Annotated in this window: 18 protein-coding genes; 7 read left to right on the forward strand and 11 right to left on the reverse strand. The window is 43.5% G+C overall.

Annotation, left to right across the window (positions count from 1 at the left end; translation table 11 throughout):
* Positions 1–6: 6 nt before the first annotated feature.
* From V7K25_RS02625 to clpS, 3 genes are all read right to left on the reverse strand, one after another.
* Positions 7–213 carry a hypothetical protein gene (locus V7K25_RS02625; RefSeq protein ID WP_335154800.1) on the reverse strand — a complete coding sequence of 69 codons (207 nt, stop codon included), beginning with the start codon at positions 211–213 and terminating at the stop codon, positions 7–9.
* Between the two features lie 167 nt (positions 214–380).
* The gene (locus tag V7K25_RS02630) at positions 381–1,205 is read right to left on the reverse strand and encodes a CPBP family intramembrane glutamic endopeptidase (protein WP_335154802.1); all 825 of its coding nucleotides are present in this window, start codon (positions 1,203–1,205) and stop codon (positions 381–383) included.
* 71 nt (positions 1,206–1,276) lie between these two features.
* Positions 1,277–1,558, reverse strand: coding sequence for an ATP-dependent Clp protease adapter ClpS (gene clpS / locus V7K25_RS02635; protein WP_100899825.1), 282 nt, complete (start codon positions 1,556–1,558; stop codon positions 1,277–1,279).
* A 399-nt stretch (positions 1,559–1,957) separates the two neighbouring features.
* Between clpS and V7K25_RS02640 the strand changes: the two genes are divergently transcribed.
* Positions 1,958–2,302 carry a hypothetical protein gene (locus V7K25_RS02640; RefSeq protein ID WP_335154953.1) on the forward strand — a complete coding sequence of 115 codons (345 nt, stop codon included), beginning with the start codon at positions 1,958–1,960 and terminating at the stop codon, positions 2,300–2,302.
* 87 nt (positions 2,303–2,389) lie between these two features.
* Here V7K25_RS02640 and V7K25_RS02645 read toward each other — a convergent pair whose 3' ends face one another.
* Together V7K25_RS02645 and V7K25_RS02650 are read right to left on the reverse strand one after the other, a co-directional pair.
* Positions 2,390–2,710, reverse strand: a complete 321-nt coding sequence (locus V7K25_RS02645; RefSeq protein ID WP_335154806.1) for a hypothetical protein — start codon at positions 2,708–2,710, stop codon at positions 2,390–2,392.
* A 106-nt stretch (positions 2,711–2,816) separates the two neighbouring features.
* A complete protein-coding gene (locus V7K25_RS02650) occupies positions 2,817–3,020 on the reverse strand; it encodes a hypothetical protein (protein ID WP_335154808.1) in 204 nt (67 codons plus the stop codon).
* Between the two features lie 459 nt (positions 3,021–3,479).
* On the opposite strand from V7K25_RS02650, the gene V7K25_RS02655 reads away from it, so the two are divergent.
* The 5 genes from V7K25_RS02655 (at position 3,480) to V7K25_RS02675 (ending at position 10,312) form a co-directional block, all read left to right on the forward strand.
* On the forward strand, positions 3,480–3,809 hold the full coding sequence (locus tag V7K25_RS02655) for an STAS domain-containing protein (RefSeq protein ID WP_335154810.1): 330 nt from the start codon (positions 3,480–3,482) through the stop codon (positions 3,807–3,809).
* Positions 3,810–3,957: 148 nt separating this feature from the next.
* The gene (locus V7K25_RS02660; RefSeq protein WP_335154812.1) at positions 3,958–6,645 is read left to right on the forward strand and encodes a TIGR03960 family B12-binding radical SAM protein; all 2,688 of its coding nucleotides are present in this window, start codon (positions 3,958–3,960) and stop codon (positions 6,643–6,645) included.
* Positions 6,646–6,680: 35 nt separating this feature from the next.
* Complete coding sequence (locus V7K25_RS02665; RefSeq protein WP_335154814.1) at positions 6,681–6,857, forward strand: hypothetical protein; 177 nt, start codon at positions 6,681–6,683, stop codon at positions 6,855–6,857.
* Between the two features lie 642 nt (positions 6,858–7,499).
* Positions 7,500–9,647: an Rne/Rng family ribonuclease gene (locus tag V7K25_RS02670; protein WP_335154816.1), complete on the forward strand. Its 2,148-nt coding sequence runs from the start codon at positions 7,500–7,502 to the stop codon at positions 9,645–9,647.
* An 8-nt stretch (positions 9,648–9,655) separates the two neighbouring features.
* Positions 9,656–10,312, forward strand: a complete 657-nt coding sequence (locus tag V7K25_RS02675) for a ribonuclease HII (protein ID WP_335154818.1) — start codon at positions 9,656–9,658, stop codon at positions 10,310–10,312.
* Between the two features lie 8 nt (positions 10,313–10,320).
* Here V7K25_RS02675 and V7K25_RS02680 read toward each other — a convergent pair whose 3' ends face one another.
* Positions 10,321–10,908 (reverse strand): DUF1997 domain-containing protein, encoded by a 588-nt coding sequence (locus tag V7K25_RS02680; RefSeq protein WP_335154820.1) that lies wholly within the window; start codon positions 10,906–10,908, stop codon positions 10,321–10,323.
* Between the two features lie 471 nt (positions 10,909–11,379).
* On the opposite strand from V7K25_RS02680, the gene pheA reads away from it, so the two are divergent.
* Entirely contained in the window at positions 11,380–12,255 is an 876-nt protein-coding gene (gene pheA, locus V7K25_RS02685) for a prephenate dehydratase (protein WP_335154821.1), read from the forward strand.
* A gap of 307 nt (positions 12,256–12,562) precedes the next feature.
* Here pheA and V7K25_RS02690 read toward each other — a convergent pair whose 3' ends face one another.
* The 5 genes from V7K25_RS02690 to rpsG all read right to left on the reverse strand — a co-directional run bounded on the left by V7K25_RS02690 (position 12,563) and on the right by rpsG (position 17,869).
* Positions 12,563–13,210, reverse strand: a complete 648-nt coding sequence (locus tag V7K25_RS02690) for an LON peptidase substrate-binding domain-containing protein (RefSeq protein WP_335154823.1) — start codon at positions 13,208–13,210, stop codon at positions 12,563–12,565.
* Positions 13,211–13,393: 183 nt separating this feature from the next.
* Complete coding sequence (gene rpsJ / locus V7K25_RS02695) at positions 13,394–13,711, reverse strand: 30S ribosomal protein S10 (RefSeq protein ID WP_017320518.1); 318 nt, start codon at positions 13,709–13,711, stop codon at positions 13,394–13,396.
* A gap of 217 nt (positions 13,712–13,928) precedes the next feature.
* Complete coding sequence (gene tuf, locus V7K25_RS02700; protein WP_335154825.1) at positions 13,929–15,158, reverse strand: elongation factor Tu; 1,230 nt, start codon at positions 15,156–15,158, stop codon at positions 13,929–13,931.
* A 23-nt stretch (positions 15,159–15,181) separates the two neighbouring features.
* Positions 15,182–17,260, reverse strand: coding sequence for an elongation factor G (gene fusA, locus V7K25_RS02705; RefSeq protein WP_335154827.1), 2,079 nt, complete (start codon positions 17,258–17,260; stop codon positions 15,182–15,184).
* A gap of 138 nt (positions 17,261–17,398) precedes the next feature.
* Positions 17,399–17,869 carry a 30S ribosomal protein S7 gene (rpsG, locus tag V7K25_RS02710; RefSeq protein WP_069070112.1) on the reverse strand — a complete coding sequence of 157 codons (471 nt, stop codon included), beginning with the start codon at positions 17,867–17,869 and terminating at the stop codon, positions 17,399–17,401.
* Positions 17,870–17,972: the final 103 nt, after the last annotated feature.

The raw sequence follows: 17,972 nt of genomic DNA on the forward strand, positions 1-17,972 counted from the left end.
TCGTAGTCAACCGTTTTGAAAGTTCTTGGCATGAATTGAGATGCATTGGTATCTTACTGTGTCACTAAATGCGGTTCTCCGACAACCTGCTAGTAGTGGAACATAAGCTAGTTGATCTGTATAAAAATCAACTAAAACACCTGTAGGCTCCAGCTTAATGATTTGTCCAGTGATGATATTGCCGAGCTGAAAGCTCTCTAAACTAAAGCTCATAGCATAGTGGGCTTAACATAACCCATTATAGAAACAATTTATAAGCGTGTAATCACAACAGTAACAGCTAAACTTTAGCTATTGTTCGTGTTGTTGTATGCTCAGGAAACAGTCGGTATAACAATAGTTTTAGTATTCATCAAAATGTTACGCAGGCTTTACCATTTTTAATTTTTCACTGTTCGCCCTCGTATCCACAAAGCTAGTACACTCATTAACAACACCCCCATCACTCCTTGTAGGGGATTATTATTCACACCAGTTACCCAATCAGGAACTTGACCAGAATATTTAACTAATTTACCCACATTAATAATGTAGTAACCCCAAACTAAACCACCATGTAAACCAATTGGAAAACCCAAGCGTCCTCTACGCCAACGCTTTCCCCATACTTGCGTTAACCCCAGCAGTACTAAAGCTGGAAATTGCGGCAGTGTATGAATAATTGCCTCCAAGGGTTTAATAAAATGCAATGTAGCAAAGGCAGTTGCATCTGTCCACAGTGCCACACGCGGACTGTAATCTCGTTGTAATTCATCTAACAACCAGCCTCGGAATAACAATTCCTCAGCAAATCCAATACCTAAGCCAACAAGTAAACCCTCTAAAATTACTTTCAGCAAAAAAACTTTTGGTTGTTGCCACACTAACCAACCCAATAAACTTTCTACTCCAAAAAGTATCAGAATATTAATTATCCCCAGAGCCAACCCACGCAGCAAATCCACACCGTTTTGCCGCGTGAATTCTAAGCCATAATGCCGCAGAATTTGGGGCTGTTGGTAGACATATTTACCCCATAGTTTCAGAAGAACAATAAATATTGCATATAACAATACCAATGTCAATATACTTTCTAAGTTTGAATCATGCACTAGAAAGTATATTGGTGCAGCCAATGGCAACCATAGCAGCAATAAAGTCAAAATAAAAGAACCCAGCCTAATAGGGGCAGGGCATTCAGCTAAACGGACAAGGTTATTTTTCATACAAAGTAAGTCACTAATCACCAGTCTAATACTCTAAATTTTGACCAATGACTAATGACCAATAACTAAGACTATTCATCAGGTTCAATCGTGCTACTTAAACCGTGACTTTTCAATGTTTCGCAATAGAACTCAGCGTGTTCTAAAGCGCAAGTAATAACTAAAGCTAGCCCGTTAGTATGGGCTTCCATCATGATGCTCACAGCCTGGGGTTGGGTAAGGCTAGGTACAGTGGCTATTAGTGACTGTACAACATGCTCCATCGAGTTGTAGTCGTCGTTATGGAGCAAAACGCGATACCGAGGCGCGAGCTTACGGGTTGTGGAAGGCTTTTCAATGGTTTCAACTGACACGGCTCTTTGCTCTTTTCTTGTTGATTCACTACTACAAAGTATCTGTGTAGCGATCGCTTAACAGTTATTTACCTATTCTATAGTATTTCCGTTCAGATACTATGCTAGGAAAACCCTTTGCTGCCAAGGATTGGTGTATTAGTTTTGCGTAGGCACTTGTGAGACATATATCTTAAGCTGTCGCGCAAATAAGATTGCACAACTAGGGCGGGCAAGATGCCCACCCCACAAGAGATTCATTTTTTTGAGGATGCAAATTAAAAGATTTTTAGCTTAAGACATGGTTGCCGTGAGAGTGCTACCCTAATCTTACAGAAGCTCCTTTAAAAGTAGCGCATTCTCACTTTTAAATTAAACAAGTTACAAAACAATCGTTGTCGCTGCCCAAACTGCATAATGATGGATATTAGCCTAAATTTTCTTCAACCAGGACAAATTGTGTCTTTAGAGCATGGTGACAGGAATCTGTATGCAGAAGTCATTCAATTTGTAGTTTCCCGCCAGTTGTGCTGGGTACGCCCTTTATTAATGGTTACTTTCATTCAAGAATCGCCGCTAATTACCGATTTGCGCGATGCGTCTGACCTGCTTTGGCCTGCCAATTTATTTCGACCAGCATTAGACACAGAAGTAATTACCTTCTTGAGCCAAGTTTTAGCAAAAGAACCAAAAACGGAATTTGACTCAGCCGCCAAGCAGCAACTCAATCAATTTATTCACCAACTTTGGCAAGCATACCAATAGGATTAGGGCATTGGGCATTGGGAATGGGGTATTGGGAAGAGGACTTGGGGACTCTTGAGAATTGGGGACAAGGGGAAAGACTTGTTGCTAGTTCTCACCTCTTGTCACTTTGTCACCGAAGAGGCGGAGGGGCAGGGAGCTATTAGCTGGGGGAGCAATCCCTGCCCCGAAGCCGTGAAGCGGAGCGGAAATGGGTACAAGCCCCGCCCTTCCAGGGCGCTTTTGCTGGGGCGGAGTACAAGCTCGTCTGGTGTTTTCCCCCTTGCTCCCTGCCCCCTGCCCCCCTGCTTCTTTTGACCTTGCCCCCAATTCTCCCCCTGCTTCCCCTGCTTCCCTCATCCCCCACTCCCCATTCCCTTGTAGAGAAGATGTTTCTGAAGTTTTGATGTTAATAAAAATACTTTTCAAACATCCTCTTTCTAAAACTTGTTTTACCTACTTGAAATTTTGATTGCTTCAGCCATAATCAAATTCAATTGATATAAACAATAAACCTCTATACCTAACTAAGCAATTAGGAATATCCTAAGTTAGGAACCAACTGAACTCTACCAGCATCCATCTCTGCCATTAATAATTCCAGAGCTTCGTAATCAACGTCAGAAATGTAACCCAGTTCCGTCAATTCTGAGTTAATTTCATTTTCTATCTCAGGAGTTAGTTTTTTAATGTCAAGAGCTTTTTCTACTAATTTACGAATAGCGTACTTAGTTCTCATAAATAATAACCCAAGTTTATATGATACTAATTATTCCCGATTTATCTAGGCAAAAATAGTGATCTAAGAGTCATATAGATCACATTTTAATTAGTTAAAGAAATAATTCAGTATGAGGATGTCGGATGCCATCAGCAACGCTAAAGTGAGGAATTTAACTTACCGTTAAGACTTGGCTAAATTACCTTTAGCTATAGACTAAGCAAGTTTTCTCAGCATACTTACTGATGATTTGTCCTTTCTACGGCTTTCTATAGTTGATTGTTTTTGAACTAGCATAAAAAAAAAGTATATATAAGCACATTTTAACTTGAAATTATGACAATCTTTAAACAGAGATACTAAAGCAATAAAGATTCAGCAAAGAGAAGTAAGACATATGGGCGATGCAACAAAATAGAGTTTATGTTCAAATAATTCTTAGCTTGACGCTTTAATAATTCTCAATAGGATGTAACTATGCAGGCAGTGCTTAACTATCCGAAGATTGCAGTAATTCGCCCTCAAGGCTTTTTGAATGCTACAAACGCCTTGGAATTTGAACGAGATATGACCACAGCGTTAGCACAAAATGATATTTCCATCTTGATAGTAGACCTCGCAGCAGTAGAATCGTTAGACAGCGCTGGGTTGATGGCATTGTTATCTGTACACAAGCTGGCTCTTAGTTTAGGAAGGAGTTTCCGACTTCGCGCTGTTGCTCCGTCAATTAGAATTATTTTTGAATTAACGCAACTCGATAGGGTGTTTGAAATATTGGATAGTGAAGTTGAGTTGGCTGCAACATAACTTTATAGAAAAGCAGCAAGTTTCGCGTATGAAGTGGACTTTATGTAAAGGAGTTATAAGTTGCAACGGTAAACTCGGTTAGAAAACCTAATTCAATGCTAAGGTTGGGTTTGAGTAGCTGTAATTAAGGTAGCTAGAAGATAGCACAGTGGCTGTTGCAGTTGAAAAATTAATAACATCGGATATTTTAAAACCAGGGCGTTATCTGGGTAATGAGCGTTTAGCAGTACACAAACCTTGGGATACGGCAGCAATACGCTGGGTATTAACTTATCCAGAAGTATATGAAGTCGGTGCATCCAATTTAGGGCACATCATTCTCTATAACATCTTGAATGCCCAACCGCGTCAATTGTGCGATCGCGCCTACCTCCCAGGAAAAGACCTGGCAGCCAAACTACGCGAAACTAATACGCCATTGTTTGCTGTAGAGTCAAAGCGATCGCTCACAGAATTTGACATTTTAGGCTTTAGCCTCAGTTACGAACTGGGTGCAACTAATATCCTCGAAATGTTAGATTTGGCTGGAATTCCTTTGACGTGGCGAGAACGGCAAAAAGCAGGGGAAGCAGGGGGAGAATTTACGAATCTCCAGTCCCAGTTTCCATTGATTTTTGCTGGTGGGCAAACAGCAACATCTAATCCTGAACCTTATGCCGACTTCTTCGACTTTATCGCCCTTGGAGATGGAGAAGAACTGCTGCCAGAAATTGGCTTGGTATTGGAATTCGGCAAACAAGCAGGATTGAGTCGGGAACATCTGTTACTGGACTTAGCACAGATACCAGGTGTATATGTGCCTCAGTTTTATGACATGGCAGAGGATGGCTCAGTTTATCCTCGTCGCCTAGACGTACCAAAACGAATTTTGCGACGGGTTGCAACTCCCATACCCGCGTATTCCATTGGGTTAGTTCCATACGTGGAAACGGTGCATGACCGCTTGACTATTGAGATTAGGCGTGGTTGCACTCGTGGCTGTCGCTTTTGTCAACCAGGAATGCTAACTCGACCAGCACAGGACGTGGAACCCGATCGGGTTGTAGAAGCAATTGAACAGGGGATGCGGGCAACTGGTTACAATGAGTTTTCCCTCTTATCTCTGAGTTGTTCTGATTATTTGTCCCTGCCAGCAGTGGGGATGGAAATCAAAAATCGCTTAAAAAATGAAAATATTTCTCTGACTCTACCAAGCCAACGGGTAGACAGATTTGATGAAAATATTGCCAATATCCTTGGGGGTACGCGGCAAGGTGGACTGACTTTTGCTCCAGAAGCTGGAACTCAGCGGATGCGAGACATCGTGAATAAGGGTTTGACGAATGAAGAATTGTTGCGGGGGGTGAAAACCGCTTGGGAGCAAGGCTGGGATAAAATCAAGTTGTATTTTATGATTGGCTTGCCGGGTGAGACGGATACTGACGTTTTAGGCATTGCCGAAACAGTAAGCTGGCTACAGCGAGAATGTCGGGGCAAAGGCAGAAAACCTCTAAACTTTAACCTGACGATTTCTAACTTTACGCCCAAACCCCATACACCATTCCAATGGCACTCAGTTTCTACCACTGAATTTAAACGCAAACAAAACCTGTTGCGGCAAGAATTCCGCCGAATAAAGGGAGTGAAGGTAAATTTTACCGATGTTCGCATTTCGGCAATGGAAGATTTTGTGGGACGAGGCGATCGCAAATTGAGCAAAGTAGTCCGGCGTGCCTGGGAATTGGGTGCAGGTATGGATTCCTGGTATGAAAATTTAGACCAGGCTTTTAGCGCTTGGGGGTCTGCGATCGCTGGGGCCGATCTAGACTGGAAATACCGCCAAATAGAAAATGGCGAATGGAATTTGTTTCACGCACAAGATCAAACGAGATCGAAAGATGCGGAAAATACCCAATTTTGTACAGACGCGATTAATCGCGTCTCTCCCCACTCCCTCGATACTCCCCTCCCTTGGGATCATATTGATACCGGAATTGACAAAAAGTGGCTCAAACAAGACTTGCAACGCGCCTTAGAAGCTGCAATTGTACCCGATTGCTCTTTTGAAGGTTGTTCCCACTGTGGTGTATGTGGAACCGACTTTGGCCATAACGTTGTGATTGCATCACCAGCAATTCCGAAGTTCGCTGGCGAGTTTGTCCCCAACACAACTAAGGTACAAAGACTGCGAGTTTGGTTTGGGAAACAAGGTAATATGGCCTTGATAAGCCACCTAGATTTAATCCGTCTGTTTGACCGAGTTGTGCGGCGAGCAGGCTTACCAATCGCTTTCACTGGTGGATTTCATCCAATGCCGCGAATTTCTGTAGCAACTGCTTTGGCTCTAGGAGCTACTAGTAGTGGTGAAATTGCAGATTTTGAGTTAACTGTACCAGTGGCAGTCGATACTTTTCGAGAACAGTTGGTTCGAGAAATGCCCACAGATATACCTATATATAATGTGGAGCAGATAGATTTAAAAACTCCGGCAGCTACCCAACTGCTAGAAACCGCAGAATATTTAATTACTGTAGCAGCACTTGAAGAAGTAACACCTATACAATGGCAAGAATGGATTGATACCATCAAAGCAAAAGACGAACTGTGGTACGAGCATACAACAAAGTCAGGCAAGAGCCAGTTAATAAATCTGCGCGATCGCTTATTTGAACTGGAATTAGTAGAAACCTACAAAGGCATTGCAGAACCTATATCTGTTATCCGTTATGTAGGTAGCTATCGCCAAGATGGTTTTCTATTGCGTCCTGAACAAATCCTGTTTATGCTAGGGATGGTGGCTAGTGGAGAATTCCAACTCCTGCACATCCACCGCAATCGGCTAATTTTAGGGGTATAATCCCTGTAGGGCAGCTTGCTAGTAGTTGTCCTAATGTGGCTATATCGTTGGAATTGATTTTTAGCAAGGTTGCGTTAGAATGGGGTGAAGAGAAATTTTCTGGCGCTGCATTGAATTTAGCTGGTTCACTACCCTGGTGTTCAGGGGGCGAAAGCAAAGATATTAGAGTGCAAATTCTAGGATTTTATCCCAGACAAACTGAGGCAGATTAAAGAACACACACTCTATCTATAGCTACCTTGTGAATCAGTAACTAACAGCAGGCTCGCTTAGATTCTCTAAATCCATGCTTTTTAAACAGCTGCTGAATGTTTAATTCCCAGTAGTGCCAAAGAGCTAGTGAGCTACTTTTCTAGAGTTGTTCGCCTTTGGCGTTCCCGTAGGTTAAACAACTGCCGTCGGTTAGGCCGAATTTGCAAGACGTTCACGAGACGCGCAAAGCGCGGCTTAAAGTAGGGTAGCAGCTGGCGTTGCTGAGTATAACCCTAAGGATAAATCCGGGGAATGGAAAATAGAAATAGTTTCTTTTTCTTAACGACATCAGTAGGTTACTCTCAAATGAAGCTTCCTGAGTTAAAAACTCACTCAGGATTCAGAACTTTTAACTCAGAACTCTCTTTATTGAGGGTATGGCATCACAAATCAACCAAGGATGGTTGATTTAATTGCTTAAACATGCAACCGTTCTGGAATAATCCGCCGTAAAAATGCTCTTAAGAGCGCCAATAGCTATTTAATTTAGAAGCTCAGGTTTGCGATTTTTATTATCAGTAGCACCTTTTGAGGGTTGCAGGGGCAACAAAGGTATAACAAACCTCCAGACCTATTGGTGCTGCCAATTTTGAGGAAATTGAATGCCAAAACAAATTATCATCGCGGAGCAGCACCAAATTGCTGCTGTCTTTTCTGAAGATCAAATACAGGAACTAGTTGTTGCTACGGGTCATCACCAAATAGGTGATATCTACTTAGGAGTAGTAGAAAATGTATTACCTGGGATAGATGCGGCTTTTGTCAATATTGGCGATCCAGAGCGCAACGGTTTTATTCACGTCACCGACTTAGGGCCATTAAAGCTAAAGCGTACCGCAGCAGCAATTACAGAACTACTAGCACCACAGCAGAAAGTTTTGGTGCAAGTAATGAAAGAGCCAACGGGGACAAAAGGCCCCCGGCTTACGGGTAACATTACTTTACCGGGACGCTACGTAGTACTGATGCCTTATGGTAGAGGTGTAAATTTATCTCGACGGATTAAAAGTGAAAGTGAGCGCAACCGCTTGCGGGCACTAGCAATTTTGGTCAAACCGGCGGGAATGGGTTTGCTTGTGCGTACAGAAGCAGAAGGCAAACCCGAAGAAGCGATTATGGAAGATTTGGAGTTGCTGCAAAAGCAATGGGAAGCCATTCAGCAGGAAGCGCATTCCACCCGTGCCCCAGCACTACTCAACCGGGATGATGACTTCATTCAGCGCGTATTGCGAGATATGTACGGCGCGGATGTAAATCGGATTGTCGTAGATTCCAGTACTGGTTTGAAGCGCGTGAAGCAGTACTTGCAGAACTGGAGCGGAGGTCAAACACCACAAGGATTGTTAATTGACCATCACCGCGATCGCTCTCCAATTTTAGAGTACTTCCGGATCAGTGCCGCCATTAGAGAAGCCCTCAAACCGAGAGTAGACCTACCTTCTGGAGGCTATATCATCATTGAGCCAACCGAGGCACTAACCGTAATCGATGTTAACTCAGGTTCCTTCACGCGATCGGCAACAGCTAGAGAAACAGTTTTGTGGACAAACTGCGAAGCTGCAACAGAAATTGCTCGCCAGTTGCGTCTACGGAATATCGCCGGGGTGATCGTTGTTGATTTTATTGATATGGAATCACGACGCGATCAACTGCAAGTTCTCGAACACTTCAATAAAGCACTTAAAGCAGACAAAGCTCGTCCGCAGATTGCCCAATTAACCGAACTGGGTTTAGTAGAACTGACCCGCAAACGCCAAGGTCAAAATATTTACGAATTGTTTGGTGATACTTGTCCCACCTGTGGCGGTTTAGGACATACTGTGCGTCTGCCTGGAGAAATCGAAAACCGATTACCAATACCAGCAGAAACACCAGAGCGTGAACGTGAGCGTTTTATATCCCTGCCTCACCGAGAACCACGTCAGCCATCTGCCCGCATCCCAGAACCACGAGAAACCTATGATGGATTTTCAGAAGCATTTGAGGGCGACCTAGAATCGGCTAATTTAAATCTGATCAATCATCCTAGTTATCAAGACCTTAATGATAATAAGCGTCGTACCCGCACTCGTCGCAGTCGAATTGCTATCAATGGGTTAAACGGGAAAGATGAAGCTAGGGTTGTAGCCAATCCACTAGCTTTTGTTAACGAGCCAGACTTAGACCTTGATATTGAACCAGAACTAGGAGTTGCACCAGAGATTCCCTCACCCACCCTTGGTAAACCAGGTTGGAGTGAAAGAGTAGAGCGCACTGTAGTAGATCGCACTATAGATCGCACTATAGAACGCGCTAAAATTATCAAGGCAGAGCCAGTCAAACCAGTGGTAGAACCACCGGAGATTAGAACTGTAGAAATGAGCCTCCAGGAACAGGATATCTTTGCTTTGATGGGAATATCTCCCTTGGTGAAGTTAGAGCAAGAGGTTAAAAATCCCAAGTCTGTGATTATTAACGTGATTCAACCTGGCCAACAGCTAACGACTCCAACTGAATCAACCTCAGAATCAACTATTGTCCAAAAAGCAACACCTGAAATAATCCCAAGCAAGATACCAATACCAAAAGTTATTGAGCCAGAACCAAAACCTTTGATAGAAGAGACAACTGAACCATCTGAGTTGACTGCTAGCTCAACGGATAGCTTGTCTGCGAAAGCTGCCGCCAACGAAGATGAAAGTGATGCGAACAGCGCCGCTACTGCTAGCCGTCGCCGTCGCCGTCGTTCCTCAGCGATCGAGGATAATTAATTTGCTTTATGGTAGAAATGTCGCCAACGCCCTTGGAACAATCCAATTGGCTGGAGTTTTCTACCTTGTCAGGGATTCCAGGGTTGCTTGCAGGTGTGGATGAAGTAGGGCGAGGCGCTCTATTTGGCCCTGTGGTTGCGGCAGCAGTGATCCTACCAGATCATGCTTTGCCAATACTAATGGCAGCTAAAATCAAAGATAGTAAAAAGTTATCTAGTTCTCGTAGAACTCAGCTAGCACACCAAATTTGTGATCTGGCTATAGACTGGAAAATTGGGTTTGCTTCTACTGCCGAAATTGACAAGATAAATATTTTGCAAGCGACGCTGTTAGCAATGAAGCGGGCTGTACTGAAGTTAAAGGTACAGCCAGCACTCTGCCTGGTTGATGGTAATCAGTCAATCAAAAACTTACTATTGCCGCAACAAACAATAATTAAGGGGGATGAGCGATCGCTCGCTATTGCCTCTGCTAGTATTGTTGCCAAGGTTTGGCGTGACGATCTGGTACTGCGTCTAGCATTAAAATACCCTATGTACAGCCTGGAGTGTAACAAGGGTTATGGTAGCCAGCAGCATTTGCTGGCTCTGCAACAATATGGGCCCTCGCCCCTACATCGTCAGTCTTTTCGTCCTTGCCAAATCAAAATTCTGAACCCTGAGTAATTATTTAATTACTCAGCATTCAGGATTGGCAATTCAGTACTGTTACCGCTAAGTCCTCTATCTTTGGTTTGTGATATCACCCAGTAACGATAATCCGCCAAAAGTTGATTTAATAACCGTTGCTTGACTGATAACAGTACGCTTTTGAGCAAAGCATTGCCAGTAGCTTCTAAAATTGGCTTAGGAGTGAAAGAAAATGGCGGTGGCAATTCCACCAGCACTTCTAAATCAGCCCTTCCTTGCAGCCGAGTGCCAGTGCTTAACTCTTTGGGAGACAAATGCCCTTTTAAATTGAGAGCAAAGCGCTGGTTAATATACTCGAAGCCCAAAATTTCACAGCCTAGCGATCGCAAATTAATTATTCCATTTGATTCTGCCCAAACTCTCATGTCTACAGTAGGTTGAATACTCAATGACATAAAAGTTAACGGACGCATTTTCAAGCGAAATACTTCCTCAGAAAGCTGCTCAATTCTACTGTTGTCAGCCAAGGCCTTAACTAGGCGTTGAGGCTGGCGCAAGTAGTGCTGAATGGGAATAGGCTGCTCTGGAACAGCGATTTCAACCGATTGGGAGGCAGTAAACCGGGTAGCCATGAGCGAATAAAAATATCTGTTTCTTAATTTTAATATTTTTTAATAAATTAAATCTGATTATTAGAAAACTACAAAATTTATTGACCATAAAAATGATTGTTGCTTATCAGCTATACATGATTAGCAAAAAGTTGATACGCTCATTACTATCTTTAGTTCAAGAAATATAGACTCTAATTTAACTATTGACATAAAAACAATAATATGCATCCTTATATGGTCAGAAAGCAATATAATTAATTGCTTTTAAATCTCTAGAAGAATTTAGCAAAAAAACTACCAGGAAATCTATCTGCTAGAAGTACTCTTTTCCATAAATTGTTTTCTTGGATACATATTTCGCTCTATTCGTTTAGTGCGTAAATTTTAGAGATAACAGTGTCTAGTAAGAATAGATTTGGATATATTAGCTAAGACTAAAATATCATAATCTCTGTTTACCGATTAAACTCACAACTCAAGACTAAAGGCATGACTTTATCGATCGCACATTTAGGGCCTCCCGGCACTTATACAGAACAAGCAACTGTTTTTTATGTCAACTGGCTAACTAAAACTATGGGAGTTGAAGCTAGCTTATGTCCCTATCCCACCATCTCCCAATCACTGCACGCCGTTGCTGATGGTCAAGCCCACTTGGCTGTTGTGCCAGTGGAAAATTCTATTGAAGGGAGTGTAACTATGACACTAGATACTCTGTGGCAGTTGGATACTTTGCAAATTCAGCTAGCCTTAGTATTACCTATTGTCCATACGTTAATTTCCTGTGCGTCTAGCTTAGATAAAATTAAAACTGTTTACTCTCACCCGCAAGCTTTGGCACAATGTCAGGGATGGTTAGAGCGGTTTCTCCCATCTGTACAGATTATTCCCAGCAATTCTACAACCGAAGCATTACAGCGATTGGAGCAAGAGACAACAACAGCAGCGATCGCTTCTAGTAGAGCAGCTCAACTCTACAACCTGCCGATACTTGCTAGTGGCATCAACGACTATCCAGAAAACTGTACTCGTTTTTGGGTAGTAAGTCAGGGTGAAGCGATCGCTAAATATCAGGCATCCAAAGTGCCTACCAGTCACACATCACTGGCTTTTAGTATGCCTGCCAACACACCTGGAGCATTACTCAAACCCTTGCAAATATTTGCTCAACTAGGAATTAACCTCAGCCGGATTGAATCTCGTCCGACGAAGCGATCGCTAGGCGAATACTTGTTTTTCATGGATTTAGAAGCGGATGCCAAAGAAGCACAAATGCAATCTGCTTTAGAAGAATTAACTATGCACACAGAAATTTTAAAAATTCTTGGCGCTTACAATGTTTTGCCGATCAGCGCTGTTACTTGAGAAGTTAGGAGCTAGGAGTTAGAAGTTAAGAATTATCAATTAGGATTTAGGAGTTACGCCTGATGTGAATTAAAAACACCTCTTATCCCATAAGCCTTTCTAGATTCGCTCCAAATTATTACTTTGGGACTATCTACGAAATTACAAGGGTTTTAAGACTTTATTCACATTAAACGTGAGTTAATAATTATCAGTTATTAGGTAGGGAATATAAACTATAACTTGCCAATCTTTTATTTTTTGTTATTTATTCCTAACTCCTCACTCCTGTACAGACGCGATTAATTGCGTCTCTACTCCTAACTCTTCACTTTTCATTAAACGTGTCTTTAAGAACAGCGCGAGCTGCCAAGTGATTCCGAGTAGAGGTTAAAATTTCCGCTTCCCGCTCAAGACGAGTTGCAGTATCTTGCATTTCTAACAATAACTGCTGCTCTGCGGCGACACCATAAAGATTACTCGCTACCCAATAAGATAACTCTGTTGGTAGGTCAGGCAAATCTTCTGGCAGTTCGATATTTTGTTCGGTTAATTTGGCTGATAGACGCACAACATCTCGCAGTAGTTGTTCTACCTCACTTGATAAAGGTCGCAAATCTTTAGCCGGTGCTTGGTCTTCAATCCACTCCACTAAGCCAACACGGTATGGTTTTTCCCGGACATACTCTAATACCCGAAATCTTTGCTGCCCTAAAGTCAACATCTTAATCCGATCATCTGGCAACCGTTGGTGATGAACGATTTCCGCACAACAACCAGTGTTTGCAATTGTACCTTTAACAGGATCAACCATCAAAACACCGAACCTGCGATCGCTCTCCAAAATCGTGTTCATCATGATTCGGTAGCGAAATTCAAAGATGTGCAGAGGCAATGGTCTGGTAGGAAACAGAACTACTTCGGGTAACGGGAACAGAGGTAGTTCACGAACTGCAATTTTAGAAGATGATGTCATTGTTATCTTGGTATAAACTTAATCTTTAAAATTTCTTTTTCTCTGCTTTTCCCGTATTTTATCTACATTCTATCATTTGTTTCCTAGCTAAATAAAAGCCCTGAGATATATTTCTTCAGGGCAATGTAAAAATTAATACTAATCTTATTTGTCATTTGTCCTTTGCTAATGACTAATGACCAATTAAAGTTTGACTTCGATATCTACACCCGATGGTAGATCCAATTTCATCAGGGCATCTATAGTCTTAGAAGAGGGCTGGTAAATATCAATAATCCGGCGATGAGTACGGGTTTCAAAGTGTTCCCGTGAATCTTTATCTACGTGAGGCGATCGCAGCACACAATAGATCCGGCGTTTTGTTGGTAAAGGAATTGGGCCTACGGCTGTAGCATTGGTGCGGTTAGCTGTATCTACAATCTTCTCGCAAGATGTGTCTAATAAGCGTCGGTCAAAAGCTTGTAAACGAATTCTAATTTTCTGCTGCTGTAGAGTTGCCATCTTTAATTTTCCAGGTTCTGCGTAATTAGGGGAATGGTGAATGAGAAGAGACGTGATTAATCGCGTCTGTACAAGAGTCGGGAGTGGGGCTTAAGGGAGACAAAATTGCTTGACTTGTTCCTACTCCCTATTCCCAACTCCCTTTAATTAAAAAGGAAGAGAAAGGAGCAGAGAGGCACGATACCATCTCTGCTCCTTTGTTATGAGCGAAAAGGTGCTACTTGATAATTTTGGAGACGACACCAGCACCGATGGTGCGGCCACCTTCGCGGATAGCGAAGCGCATTCCTTGTTCAATAGCGATCGCGTTGATCAATTCTACTGTCATCTTGATGCGATCGCCTGGCATCACCATTTCTACTTCTTTGCCATCATCGGAGGTGTAGGCTTTGATGGTACCAGTTACATCAGTTGTCCGCACGTAGAATTGGGGACGGTAGCCAGCGAAAAAGGGAGTTTTACGACCACCTTCTTTTTCTGTTAAGACATAAACCTCACCTTCAAATTCATTGTGAGGTTTAATCGAACCAGGTTTGGCGATGACCATACCCCGTTCAATATCAGCCTTTTGGATACCCCGGAGTAGTACGCCAGCGTTATCCCCAGCCATACCTTGGTCGAGACTCTTCTTGAACATCTCAATACCAGTTACGGTAGTGGCACGAGTATCTCTGATACCCACTAGTTCAACGTTATCGCCAACTTTGACTACACCCCGCTCAATCCGGCCTGTGGCAACAGTACCACGACCTGTAATTGAGAACACGTCTTCTACAGCCATCAGGAAGGGTTTATCAACATCCCGCTCAGGAGTGGGGATGTAAGAATCTACAGCATCCATCAATTCGTAGATTTTGTCTACCCAAGGATTTTCACCGCGTTTGGTCTTGGGATTCTTAGTCATTACTTCCAGAGCTTGTAGACCAGAGCCTTTGACGATGGGGATATCATCGCCAGGGAAATCGTAGCTGGAAAGCAGTTCTCTAAGTTCTAGTTCTACTAGTTCCAAAAGTTCTGGGTCATCCATCAAATCTTCTTTGTTCAAGAAGACAACCAGACTGGGAACGCCTACCTGTTTTGCCAACAGGATGTGTTCGCGGGTTTGGGGCATGGGGCCATCGGTAGCAGCTACTACCAGGATTCCTCCGTCCATCTGGGCAGCACCGGTGATCATGTTCTTCACATAGTCAGCGTGTCCTGGACAGTCTACGTGAGCATAGTGCCGACTTTCGGTTTCATACTCTACGTGAGCAGTATTGATGGTAATACCCCGTGCCTTTTCTTCAGGGGCATTATCAATTTGGTCGTAGCCCTTAGCTACAGCCTGACCCATAGCTGCCAAGGTCATGGTGATGGCTGCTGTCAAGGTAGTTTTACCGTGGTCAACGTGGCCAACTGTACCGATATTAATGTGGGGTTTATTCCTTTCAAACTTTGCGCGTGCCATGAATGCTCATTTCCTTATTTTAATTAAGCGTTCCCTTTGCTTTTTGCAATGATAGTTTCAGCTACGCTGCGAGGCACCTCTTCGTAGTGGCTGAACTCCATCGTGAAGGTACCCCGACCTTGCGTTTTTGACCGGATATCAGTGGCGTAGCCAAACATGCTCGCCAGTGGAACTTTAGATGTTACCTTAGCGAGTCCCTTTTCGGTGCTTTGGCTTTCAATCTGCCCTCGACGGGTGTTGAGGTCGCCAATAACGTTACCCATATAGTCTTCAGGAACTTCAACTTCAACTTTCATCATAGGCTCTAAGATGACAGGTGAAGCTTTCAGCACAGCCTCTTTCATCGCCATTGAGCCAGCGATTTTGAAAGCCATTTCTGAAGAGTCTACATCGTGGTATGACCCATCAATTAGCGTCGCTTTAACGTCAATCAATGGATATCCAGCTAGAACACCGGATTCGCAGCTTTCTTTCATTCCTTGTTCTGCGGGGCCAACGTACTCTTTAGGCACTGTACCGCCAGCAATTTTGGAAACGAATTCAAAGCCAGTACCGGGTTCTCCAGGCTCCAAATTGATCACAACGTGACCGTATTGACCTTTACCACCACTTTGGCGGATGAATTTGCCCTCAACTTTGTTTACAGCTTTCCGAATTGTTTCTCGGTAAGCTACTTGTGGCGCACCTACATTCGCTTCCACCTTGAATTCTCGTAACATCCGGTCTACTAGAATTTCTAGGTGTAGCTCTCCCATTCCCGCAATCACGGTCTGGTTTGTTTCCGGATCGACGCGGACACGGAAGGTGGGGTCTTCTTCTGAGAGAGATTGCAGAGCCTTGGACAGTTTGTCCATGTCGTTCTTGGTTTTGGGTTCAACCGCCACCGATATCACAGGCTCAGGAATGAATAGGGATTCCAGAATTACTGGCGATCCATCATCACAGAGCGTGTCACCTGTCAAGGTGTCTTTCAATCCCAGAGCTGCTCCCAAATCACCCGCTCGCAGTTCATCGACATCTTGCCGATCGTCTGCCTTCATTAGAACTAAGCGGGAAATCCGTTCTTTTTTATTCTTACTAGCGTTGAGAACGTAGCTGCCCTTTTTCAGGACACCAGAATAAACACGAACAAATGTCAGGCGACCATAAGGGTCAGCCATAATCTTGAATGCCAGAGCCGCTAGGGGTTCGTTGTCATCAGCCCGCCGCTCAATAGTATCGCCATTGGGCAGTAAGCCTTGAATTGGCGGTACTTCACTTGGCGCTGGCAGGTAATCTACAACGGCATCCAGCATCAACTGCACGCCTTTGTTTTTGAATGCTGAACCGCAAAGTACTGGTACAATTGTCCCGGCAATTGTGCCTTTACGCAGGGCAGTTCTAATTTCCTGCTCTGTAAGTTCTTCGCCCTCGAAGTACTTAGCCATCAGAGCATCATCGGTTTCTGCTGCGGCTTCTATGAGCTTGGTGCGGAATTCGTCTACCTGCGCTTGCAATTCTTCCGGGATATCGGTTTCCTGGATATCAGTACCTTGGTCATTGGCGTAAATATACGCACGTTGCCCTACTAGGTCAACGATACCTCGGAAGTCATTTTCACTACCAATTGGTAGTTGAATGGCGATCGCATTCGCCCGCAGGCGATCGCGGATTTGCTCGTGAACTTTATAAAAGTTCGCTCCGGTGCGATCCATCTTGTTGATAAAGGCTATCCGAGGAACTTTGTAGCGTTCTGCTTGTCGCCACACTGTCTCAGACTGCGGTTGCACGCCGCCCACAGAACAAAATACTGCGATTACACCATCCAACACGCGCATGGAACGCTCAACTTCAATTGTGAAGTCTACGTGACCCGGAGTATCGATAATGTTTATTTGATGATCTTTCCAACTGGTACTAATAGCAGCAGCAGTAATGGTGATTCCCCGCTCCCGTTCCTGCTCCATCCAGTCTGTGACGGCAGTTCCTTCATGAACTTCGCCAATTTTATGAATTATCCCAGAGTAAAATAATATTCTCTCTGTTGTTGTTGTTTTGCCCGCATCTATATGCGCCGCAATACCAATGTTGCGTACTTTCTCTAGCGGGATCGTGCGTGCCACAGCTACCTCCTATAGTTTTTGCCTCATGATATCTTGTATATTACTCTTTGTTAAGATTCTATACTTTTAGGGAAAACCGTCTTCTTTTTGTAAATTTACGATATACCGCTTCTGGAGAGCGATATATCGCTTTTCTACTTAGTAACGATAGTGTGCGAATGCTTTGTTAGCTTCCGCCATCCGGTGCGTTTCTTCACGTTTCCGAATTGCATTGCCAGTTTCGTTGGCAGCATCCATTAATTCATTTGCCAGTTTGCTTGCCATTGTCCGGCCTGGTCTAGAGCGGGAATATTGCACTAACCAACGCAGTGCTAGGGTAGTACCCCGTTCTGTACGCACTTCCATTGGTACTTGGTAAGTTGCTCCACCAACTCGCCGAGCCTTTACTTCTACTAAAGGCGTGGCATTTCGCACTGCTCTTTCAAAGGTTTCCAAGGCACCAGCACCAGTGCGTTCTTCAATAGTTTTTAATGCATCATAAACAATCCGTGCAGCAAGTGATTTCTTGCCATGACGCATGATCCGCCTGATAATCATGCTCACAAGGCGACTATTATATACAGAGTCAGACGGAACTGGGCGCCTTTGAATAACACCACGACGAGACATACTTCACCTTTAATTCGGAATTGGCAACGAAATTATATGCTATCAGACACCGGAAACTAAAAGCTGTGGAACTCAACCCTCAGACTTTCTCAATTTTGTTTTC

It is taken from the genome of Nostoc sp. (assembly GCF_036919495.1).
In the GTDB taxonomy this organism is placed as follows: domain Bacteria; phylum Cyanobacteriota; class Cyanobacteriia; order Cyanobacteriales; family Nostocaceae; genus Nostoc.